The organism is Bacillus sp. LL01, assembly GCF_001037965.1.
The window spans coordinates 1-4284 of sequence record NZ_LFEL01000169.1; the positions used below are offsets into that span (position 1 = coordinate 1).

At 44.0% G+C, this 4284-nt stretch carries 6 protein-coding genes; 5 read left to right on the forward strand and 1 reads right to left on the reverse strand.

Annotated elements, in window-relative coordinates; translation table 11 throughout:
• From AB685_RS27145 to AB685_RS31880, 3 genes are all read left to right on the forward strand, one after another.
• Positions 1 to 222 (forward strand): Lrp/AsnC ligand binding domain-containing protein (locus AB685_RS27145; protein ID WP_047973714.1); only part of this gene is annotated, 222 nt, incomplete at its 5' end.
• Positions 223 to 281: 59 nt separating this feature from the next.
• The gene (pcp, locus tag AB685_RS27150) at positions 282 to 881 is read left to right on the forward strand and encodes a pyroglutamyl-peptidase I (RefSeq protein ID WP_047973715.1); all 600 of its coding nucleotides are present in this window, start codon (positions 282 to 284) and stop codon (positions 879 to 881) included.
• Between the two features lie 582 nt (positions 882 to 1463).
• Positions 1464 to 1646 (forward strand): hypothetical protein, encoded by a 183-nt coding sequence (locus AB685_RS31880; protein WP_198530605.1) that lies wholly within the window; start codon positions 1464 to 1466, stop codon positions 1644 to 1646.
• Between the two features lie 289 nt (positions 1647 to 1935).
• Here AB685_RS31880 and AB685_RS27155 read toward each other — a convergent pair whose 3' ends face one another.
• On the reverse strand, positions 1936 to 2568 hold the full coding sequence (locus AB685_RS27155; RefSeq protein WP_047973716.1) for a YigZ family protein: 633 nt from the start codon (positions 2566 to 2568) through the stop codon (positions 1936 to 1938).
• A 255-nt stretch (positions 2569 to 2823) separates the two neighbouring features.
• On the opposite strand from AB685_RS27155, the gene AB685_RS27160 reads away from it, so the two are divergent.
• Positions 2824 to 3948, forward strand: coding sequence for a sensor histidine kinase (locus AB685_RS27160; protein WP_047973717.1), 1125 nt, complete (start codon positions 2824 to 2826; stop codon positions 3946 to 3948).
• Between the two features lie 68 nt (positions 3949 to 4016).
• The coding region (locus tag AB685_RS27165) for a response regulator transcription factor (protein WP_047973718.1) at positions 4017 to 4284 on the forward strand (268 nt) is incomplete at its 3' end.

Here is a 4284-nt window from a genome sequence, read left to right on the forward strand (position 1 = left end):
CAAGAAAGCATCGCAACAGAGCTGAACCGCTTCTCGGAAGTCCGTTTTGTCGGCGCATTCTCTGGCCAGCACGACTTGATTATGCAAGCCTACTTTAAAAATAACGATGACCTCGTTCATTTTGTAAACAAAGAATTGGCTAAAATTGAAGGCATTATTTCAGCTGATGTCAACATCGAACTGAAGCAATACAAAGATTCATTTTCCTATATTACAAAATAAAATTTCAGGAGGGAGAGACATTAGTTTCTCCCTCTTTTATCTATGAGGAGAGATGTAAAATGAAGAAACTATTACTAACAGGATTCGAACCATTTCTAGACCATGCTGATAACCCTACGAGATTACTAGCTGACACGTTAGATAGCGAGATGATTGGCGAATATGTCGTGAAGAGTGCCGTACTACCTGTGACATTTAGTGAGGCAGCAGAAGTAGTGGTGGCGAAGATGAAGGAGTATCAGCCAGACGCTGTAATGATGCTAGGACTGGCTGCAGGACGTAACCGCATCACGCCAGAACGAGTGGCGATCAACTGTAGTGACGGTGATGTTGATAATAATGGAGTGAGGAAGCAAGATGAACCGATTATCGCGGACGGGCCGGCAGCGTATTTCTCCACTCTACCAATACGCAAATATGTTGACACACTAAGAGAGGCGGGCATCCCCGCTGCCATATCGAATACGGCAGGCACGTATGTGTGCAACAACATCATGTATCAAACGCTTCACTATATAGAAGAAAAGCAATTAAACGCGCCAGCCGGCTTCGTCCACGTACCAGCAAGCAGTCAGATGGCTATTGCCACACCAGGAGTTGCAAGTATGAGTGAGGCAGAGATGCTACGCGCGGTACGGTTGATGATTGAGGGGATGTAGGCGTTTTCTGGCAGCACGGGCTTATGAGGGCTGGTGCGGTCATTTGCTGGTGGACTTATGCAAGAAGGAGGGCTTATGTGCGGAATTAGGCATGATATGAGCGGTTTTACGGTTATATGAGCGGTATTTGGGCTGAAATGAGCGCAATCTGAGATATATGTGCGCGATAGGGAAAATATGTGCGAACGCGTTGAGATATGAGCGTATTGCTGTTTTATGAGCGAACGCGCGCCACGAGGGAGCACCGCCGGTGAGCGGGGCTCTGCTTATGAAGCTTATGTGCGAAATCAGGAGTGGTATGAGCGATTTTACGGATATATGAGCGGCATTCGGACTGATATGAGCGCGATCTGAGATATATGTGCGCAATAGGGAAAATATGTGCGAACGTGCGCCACGAGGGAGCCCCGCCAGTGAGCGGGGCTCTGCTTATGAGGCTTATGAGCGAAATCAGGCGTGGTATGAGCGATTTTACAGATATATGAGCGACATTTGGGCTGATATGAGCGCAATCCGTGATATATGTACGCGATATGAAAAATATGTGCGCGACGAACTCGGATATGAGCGTATTGCTGTTTTATGAGCGAACGCGCGCCACAAGGGAGCCTGGCCGGTGAGCGGGGCTCTGCTTATGAAGCTTATGTGCGAAATCAGGAGTGGTATGAGCGATTTTACGGATATATGAGCGGCATTTGGGCTGATATGAGCGCAATCCGTGATATATGTGCGCCATACGAAAGATATGAGCGAACCCAACTCTGATATGAGCGAGCGCACGCCATGAGGGAGCCCCGCCGGTGAGCGGGGCTCTGCTTATGAAGCTTATGTGCGAGATCAGGAGTGGTATGAGCGATTTTACGGATATATGAGCGGCATTTGGGCTGATATGAGCGCAATCCGTGATATATGTGCGCCATACGAAAGATATGAGCGAACCCCACTCTGATATGAGCGAAACGCCGTTTTATGATCGAATCCGAACCCGAACACGCACAAAAACGTGCACACCACAAAAGCCCCGCTACCAAAATTCGGCACGGGGCTCTCATCCTTATAAATCCGTTTCCAAATAAACTTCTTCGCCGCGCTCAATCTCCGCTTGGCCATTCGTTAAATTGGTTATCCATTCTTCAAATGCATCCAGCTCATCTGAGGCGACATAAGTTTGCACGTCTACTTGATCAAGATACTCGATTTGCTTTAATTGATAGATTGATTGTCTTAACTCATTTTCTACTTTTCCGAGCCAATGATAGTCGAGGTGAGCGTGCATGATTTGCATCAATTTGCGTTCGACGACTCCTACGGCATTCAAGCCCTCGCTTACGGCTCCTCCGTATGCCCGAATTAAGCCACCCGCACCTAATTTGATTCCGCCAAAGTAACGAGTGACGACGACAACCGTATCCTTTAGCTGGCGTTTCTTTAAAACTTCAAGCATAGGTACGCCTGCTGTACCGCTCGGTTCGCCGTCATCATTGGCTTTTTGGATATTATCTTGTTCCCCGATTAAGTAAGCAGAGCAATTATGGTTGGCATCTCGATGTTTCTTTTTGATTTCTTCTATAAAGGCTTGTGCTTCTTCTTCAGTGGTCGCACGTGAAAAGTAGGATATGAAGCGAGACTTTTGAATGATGATTTCATGATCTCCACGCCTTTTTACCGTTTGATAGGTTGGTAACATGTCCTATACTCCTCCTCTTTTTTTCATAGTTTTACAAATGAGCGTTATGCGTATGTAATAAAGGTTTGTTACGATAGTTATGTCATCCACTACGTTAATAGAGATGAGACAAAGGACGCTAGGAAAAAGTAACGCTTTTATAGTCTGATTGTTGTAAGATAAGGATAGCGGAAACTTTATCTTGAAGCAAATGGACAAGGTTGATTTTCTGCACCAGTTAGCGCCCAAAAAAGGCGGTGGAGGTTGGTGAGAGCCTTGACTGACAAAAATATGTTAGACAAGATTATTGATCAAACGCTAGATACAGTCGGACAAAGCAGGGAGCAAATTTTCGAGATTGGTGAGCAATCAAGGCGAGAATATCAGACTTTGCAAAAAGAATTACAAGATGTTCGAATGAAGGTAGCTGGCGTCATTGAAAAAACAGATCGTACCCATTTACATGCGAAGTTTTCAAGAAGTCGTTTAGTAGAGGTAAGTAAAGCGTTCGATCGTTATAGTCATGAAGAAGTGAAAACGGCCTATGAACAAGCAAATGATTACCAAGTGCAACTAGCCGTCTTACAACAGGAAGAGATTAAGCTTCGAGAGCGTCGTGACCATATCGAACGAAGGCTGATTAAGTTAAATGAAACGATCGAGCGTGCTGAACAATTAGCTAGTCAAATGGCAGTTGTATATAACTTTTTATCCAGTGACTTGCGCCAAGTTSGTGAAGTGATTGAAGATGCAAGGGAAAAGCAAAAGTTTGGGCTGAAAATCATTGAAGCTCAAGAAGAAGAACGGAAAAAGCTTTCCCGGGAAATTCATGACGGACCAGCTCAAATGATGGCGAATGTTCTGCTTCGGTCTGAGATAATAGAACGAATTTATCAAGATCAAGGCATTGATGAAGCGCTAAAAGAGATTCGCGACCTCAGAAAAATGGTAAAAAGTTCACTTGCGGAAGTAAGAAGGATTATTTACGATTTGAGACCGATGGCACTCGATGACTTAGGTTTAGTGCCTACTTTATCGAAGTATTTAGCGAATTTTGAAGAACATAATCGTATTGCTGTAAGGTTTAAGCATTTTGGGCGAGATCAACGTATTCCAGAAGAGTATGAAGTCGCGTTGTTTCGACTGATTCAAGAAGGGGTACAAAATGCCTATAAGCATGCCCGGCCTACAGAAATACAAGTGAAAATTGAAATCAAGCCAACAAAGGTTATAATGATCATAAAAGATGATGGCGTTGGGTTTGATACGACAAAGTTAAAAGAAGGCTCTTTTGGCCTCATGGGTATGAGGGAGAGGGTCAACATGCTTAAAGGTGAACTGACAATTCAGTCGAAAAAGGATATCGGGACAATTATCTCCATCGAAGTACCTTTGACGTAGCAATGAATTGATTAATCGACTTAGAAATTGGTAAGGATAATAACCGTGTAAACGGAGAGGTGATAGCGATGAATGAGGAAAAGAAAATCAGTATCGTATTAATTGATGATCATCAATTATTTCGTGAAGGCGTAAAGAGAATTCTAGCAATGGAACCAGGATTTGAAATTGTTGCAGATGGAGAAGATGGTTCAGAAGCAATGGGACTTGTTGAAGAACATCGCCCAGACGTCATTTTAATGGATATTAACATGCCGAAAGTGAACGGTGTTGAAGCAACGCGTGAGCTTGTTAAAACGTATCCGAATGTCAGAGTTCTAATTCTTTCTATTCATG